General features: G+C 68.4%; 5 protein-coding genes. 2 read left to right on the top strand and 3 right to left on the bottom strand.

Annotation, left to right across the window (positions count from 1 at the left end):
* Positions 1–102: 102 nt before the first annotated feature.
* From lpdA to AB0F40_RS27250, 3 genes are all read right to left on the bottom strand, one after another.
* Positions 103–1,506 carry a dihydrolipoyl dehydrogenase gene (gene lpdA, locus AB0F40_RS27260; protein ID WP_357475417.1) on the bottom strand — a complete coding sequence of 468 codons (1,404 nt, stop codon included), beginning with the start codon at positions 1,504–1,506 and terminating at the stop codon, positions 103–105.
* 77 nt (positions 1,507–1,583) lie between these two features.
* Entirely contained in the window at positions 1,584–2,003 is a 420-nt protein-coding gene (rnhA, locus tag AB0F40_RS27255; RefSeq protein WP_357475419.1) for a ribonuclease HI, read from the bottom strand.
* A gap of 45 nt (positions 2,004–2,048) precedes the next feature.
* Positions 2,049–2,966 carry an SMP-30/gluconolactonase/LRE family protein gene (locus AB0F40_RS27250; protein ID WP_357475415.1) on the bottom strand — a complete coding sequence of 306 codons (918 nt, stop codon included), beginning with the start codon at positions 2,964–2,966 and terminating at the stop codon, positions 2,049–2,051.
* Positions 2,967–3,030: 64 nt separating this feature from the next.
* On the opposite strand from AB0F40_RS27250, the gene AB0F40_RS27245 reads away from it, so the two are divergent.
* The gene (locus tag AB0F40_RS27245; protein WP_357475413.1) at positions 3,031–3,471 is read left to right on the top strand and encodes an Lrp/AsnC family transcriptional regulator; all 441 of its coding nucleotides are present in this window, start codon (positions 3,031–3,033) and stop codon (positions 3,469–3,471) included.
* A gap of 85 nt (positions 3,472–3,556) precedes the next feature.
* Entirely contained in the window at positions 3,557–4,414 is an 858-nt protein-coding gene (locus AB0F40_RS27240; protein WP_357475411.1) for an LLM class flavin-dependent oxidoreductase, read from the top strand.
* The last annotated feature ends 163 nt before the right edge of the window (positions 4,415–4,577 follow it).

The following is a 4,577-nucleotide window of genomic DNA, read 5'->3' as shown; positions in this document are numbered from 1 at the left end:
GGGCTTTGTGTGGGTGGGCACTAATTGCGCCGGGGGTCCGGTCATTTCGGCGGACCCGGGCCTCTGACCAGGTTCGACTCCCGAGAAACCGGGAGACTGGTCTCAGAAGTTGATCATGTGCCCAGCGATACCGTGCACCGTCTCCTGCACCGACTCCGACAGCGTCGGGTGCGTGTGCACGTTGCGCGCCACCTCGTCGGCCGTGAGGTCCCACTTCTGCGCCAGCGTGAGCTCGGGCAGCAGCTCGGACACGTCCGGGCCGATCATGTGGGCACCGAGCAGCTCGTTGTACTTGGCGTCCGCGACGAGCTTGACGAAGCCCGTGGTGTCGCCGAGGCCGTGCGCCTTGCCGTTGGCCATCGTCGGGAAGTTCGACACCTTGACGTCGTAGCCCTCGTCGCGAGCCTGCTGCTCCGTGAGGCCGAAGGACGCGACCTGCGGCGAGCAGAACGTGGCACGCGGCATCATGCGGTAGTCGCCGAGCGTCTGGGTCTCGGCCCCGGCGATGGTCTCGGCCGCGACGACGCCCTGCGCCTCCGCGACGTGCGCCAGCATGAGCTTGGCGGTGACGTCACCGATGGAGTAGATGTGCGGCACGTTGGTCCGCATGACGTCGTCGATGGCGATGGCGCCGCGCTCGGTGAGCTGCACGCCGGTGTTCTCGAGGCCGAACCCGCTGACGTTGGGCGCGAAGCCGACGGCCATGAGCACCTTGTCGACCACGAGCTCGCCCGGCTTGTCGTCCTTGACGCCCTTGTACGAGACGGTGACGGACGAGCCGTCGTCCTTGACGGTCTGGACCGCGGTCGAGGTCAGCAGCTTGACGCCCAGCTTCTTGTACTGCTTGGCGATCTCCTTGGAGACGTCCGCGTCCTCGTTCGGGAGCGCACGGTCGAGGAACTCGATGATCGTGACGTCCACGCCGTAGTTCTTCAGGACGTAGCCGAACTCCATGCCGATGGCGCCCGCGCCGACGATGGCGATCGACTTGGGCAGCTCCCGCGTGAGGATCTGCTCCTCGTAGGTCACCACGTTCGAGGACAGCTCGACGCCGGGCAGCAGGCGCACCTCGGAACCGGTGGCGATGATCGCGTTGTCGAACGTCACCGTCTCGGTGCCGCCCTTGTTGAGGGCCACCTCGATGGTGTTCGCGTCGCGGAACGTGCCGCGGCCGTCGAGCTCCGTGATCTTGTTCTTCTTCATCAGGAAGTGCACGCCCTTGACGCGGCCGTCCGCGACGGTGCGCGAGCGGTCGAACGCCTTGCCGAAGTCGAAGGTGACGTCCCCGGTCATGCCGAAGAGGTCCTTCTGGTGATTGAAGATGTGGGCCAGCTCAGCGTTGCGGAGCAGAGCCTTGGAAGGGATGCAGCCCACGTTGAGGCAGACACCACCCCAATACTTCTCCTCGATGATCGCAACGGACTGACCGAGCTGGGCAGCGCGGATGGCGGCGACGTAGCCGCCGGGGCCCGCACCGAGGAGTACGACGTCGTAGTGGGAAGCCATGGGACAAGGGTATTAGTGCGCGCCAATCGCCGTGACGTGACTTCGGTCTCGTTACCGCTACGACCCGCAGCCGGCCGTCAGCGCACGCTGTCGACACCCTTGTTCGCCAGCGCGTCCGCCGCCTCGTTGCCCGGGTCGCCGGCGTGGCCCTTGACCCAGACCCAGCGCACCGTGTGCTGGGCGACCTCGGCGTCGAGGTCCTGCCACAGGTCGACGTTCTTGACCGGCTGCTTGCTCGCGGTCTTCCACCCGTTGCGCTTCCAGCCCACGATCCACGTCTTCATACCGTTCATCACGTACGAGGAGTCCACGTGGATGGTGACCTCGCTCGGCTGCTTGAGCGCCCGCAGTGCCTCGACGACGGCGGTGAGCTCCATGCGGTTGTTCGTGGTGACCTTCTCACCGCCGAACAGCTCCTTGGAGTGCTCCCCCGCCTTCAGGAGCGCTCCCCAGCCGCCCAGCCCCGGGTTGCCCTTGCAGGCGCCGTCGGTCCACATCTCCACCACGGGTCGAATCTCGGTCACCACGCAACCCTAGCTTCGTCAGCGCGGGTACTCGGCCCCGTTGACGGTCACCCGCAGGGAGTACAGCGAGGTTCCCGCCGTGATGTAGAGGTGGTTGCGCTTGAACCCCCCGAACGTGAGGTTGGCGACCGACTCGGGCAGGAGCAGCTTGCCGATCAGGTCTCCGTCGGGAGCGAAGCAGTGCACGCCGTCCCAGGCGGCCGCCCAGATCCGGCCGACGGCGTCGAGGCGTACCCCGTCGAAGCGGCCGGCGTCGCACGTGGCATGGATGGCCCCGCCGGTCAGCCGCCCGTCGTCCGTCACGTCGAAGACCCTGATGTGGCTCGGGTCCTGACGGGTGTCCACCACGAACAACCGCTGCTCGTCGGGCGAGAACGCCAGGCCGTTGGGCCGGACGAAGTCGTCGGCGACCACGGTCACCTCCCCGTCGACCGGGTCGACGCGGAACACGTAGCAGGCACCGTCGAAGTCGGAGTCGCCCTTGTTGCCCTCGTAGTCGCCGGTGATCCCGTAGCTGGGGTCGGTGAACCATACGGACCCGTCACCGCGCACGACGACGTCGTTCGGGCTGTTGAGGCGCTTGCCGCGGTAGCCGTCCGCCAGGACCGTGACCGAGCCGTCGTGCTCGGTACGCGTCACCCGCCGGTTGCCCTGCTCGCAGGTGACGAGGCGCCCCTGACGGTCGACGGTGTTCCCGTTCGCGTAGCCGGAACCGTGCCGCAGGACGCCGACGGCGCCCGTCGTCTCGTCGTAGCGCAGCAGCCGGTCGTTCGGGATGTCGCTGAAGACGAGGTACCGGCCGCCCGCGAAGTAGGCCGGGCCCTCGGTCTTCCTGGCGTCCGCGAAGTGCCGCTTGAGCACGAAGTCGCCGTCACATCCGGCGAACCTGTCGTCCAGCATGACGAACTCGGCCCTGATCGTGTCACTGGTGAACATGATTCGGAGAATAGCCGCTCTGCCTGAATGCTGTACAGCCATCCGTGTCGGTATAGTCCGTGCCATGGATGACGTCGACCGGGAGCTCCTGAAGCTCCTGCAGCAGGACGCGACCACGCCGTACACGGCGCTGGGCAAGGCCGTGGGACTGTCCGCCGGAGCGGCGCACGAGCGCGTGCGCAAGCTCCGGGAACGCGGGGTGATCCGCCGGACAACGATCGAGGTCGACCCGGCCGCCGTCGGCCGTGGCGTGCTGGCCTTTGTCATGGTCGACGCGAACGCGTGGATGGGCGACCCCGCCACCCGGGAGGCCCTGGCCCGGATCGCGGAGATCGAGGAGGCGCACGTCGTCGCCGGAGCGGCCTCGGTCCTCGTGAAGGTGCGCACCGCGACCACCGAAGGGTTGCAGCAGGCACTGCGCCGGATCTTCGGCGTCGACGGCGTGACCGGCACCGACGCGATAGTGGTCCTGGAGACGTTCTTCGAGCGCCCCACCCACATCTGAGGCAGTGTCAGTGCCCAGGCGTAGCGTGACGACGGTCGGTGGACGGACGCGCACCGACCGACCGGACGGCAACGGGAGGGGAACGATGAAGTTCGGGTTCATCGGCAGTTTTGGCACACCCGCACAGCAGATCGAGCTCGCACGCGAGTGCGAGGAGCACGGCTGGGACGGGTTCTTCACGTGGGACGCGATCAGCATGGGCGACTGGCCCTCGGCGACCTGGGACCCGTTCGGTCTGCTCGCCGCGGTCGCCGCCGTCACCGAACGGATCACGCTGGGCGCCATGGTGTTCGCGGTACCGCGGCACCGGCCGTGGGAGTTCGCGCAGCGGGCACTCACCATCGATCATCTGTCCGGCGGGCGCCTCGTGCTACCCGTCGGCGTGGGCGTGACGCTCGACCAGGCGTTCACGTCGGTTCCCGGCCAGGCCACCGGTCTGCGCGAACGGGCTGAGCTCCTGGACGACGTCCTGACCTTCCTCGCCGAGTCCTGGAAGGGTGAGCCGTTCGAGTTCCAGGGCACGCATCTGAGCACCGGTGAGCTCCAGTTCCCGACCCCGCCCGTGAACGGGCACATCCCGGTGTGGCCCGTCGGGGTGTGGGACGCCGAGAACCCGCCCGCGAAGAACCTCCGGCGCGCGCTGCGCTGGGACGGCGTCGTGCCGCAGCAGCGCGGCACCGCGGACGAGCCGCTCCCGGACGCGATCGCCGGGCTGACGCAGTGGCTCGCGACGCACCGCGACAACGTGGAGCGGGCGTCCGGCGGCGCGTTCGACGTCGTCGCGCAGGGCAAGCTCTCGTCCGACCCCGCCGAGGCCGCTGACCAGGCACGCGCCATGGCCGACGCCGGGGCGACGTGGTGGATCGACTCGTGGTGGGACCCGGCGACGGTCACGCCGGAGATGCTCCTGGAGAAGGTCCGCCAGGGCCCGCCGGCTCTGTAGAACACCCGCTGGTCGAGCAGAACACCCGCTGGTCGAGCAGAACACCCGCTGGTCGAGCAGAACACCCGTTGGTCGAGCTTGTCGAGACCGGTCTCGACAGCTTCACGCAGGACACGGAGCTCACCGACGCGGGCAACCACGCGGCGGCCCCGCCGGCCACCCG

This window comes from Promicromonospora sp. NPDC023987 (assembly GCF_040639055.1).
Taxonomy (GTDB): Bacteria; Actinomycetota; Actinomycetes; order Actinomycetales; family Cellulomonadaceae; genus Promicromonospora.
The sequence above is the reverse complement of the archived record's forward strand: the minus strand, read 5'-3'. Positions and strand labels throughout refer to the sequence as shown.

What these genes read in the sequence shown, in the direction of transcription:
- AB0F40_RS27250 (WP_357475415.1), bottom strand. Translation starts at nt 2,966, where the DNA reads ATGTTCACCAGTGACACGATCAGGGCCGAGTTCGTCATGCTGGACGAC.
- AB0F40_RS27240 (WP_357475411.1), top strand. Translation starts at nt 3,557, where the DNA reads ATGAAGTTCGGGTTCATCGGCAGTTTTGGCACACCCGCACAGCAGATC.
- lpdA (WP_357475417.1), bottom strand. Translation starts at nt 1,506, where the DNA reads ATGGCTTCCCACTACGACGTCGTACTCCTCGGTGCGGGCCCCGGCGGC.
- rnhA (WP_357475419.1), bottom strand. Translation starts at nt 2,003, where the DNA reads ATGTGGACCGACGGCGCCTGCAAGGGCAACCCGGGGCTGGGCGGCTGG.
- AB0F40_RS27245 (WP_357475413.1), top strand. Translation starts at nt 3,031, where the DNA reads ATGGATGACGTCGACCGGGAGCTCCTGAAGCTCCTGCAGCAGGACGCG.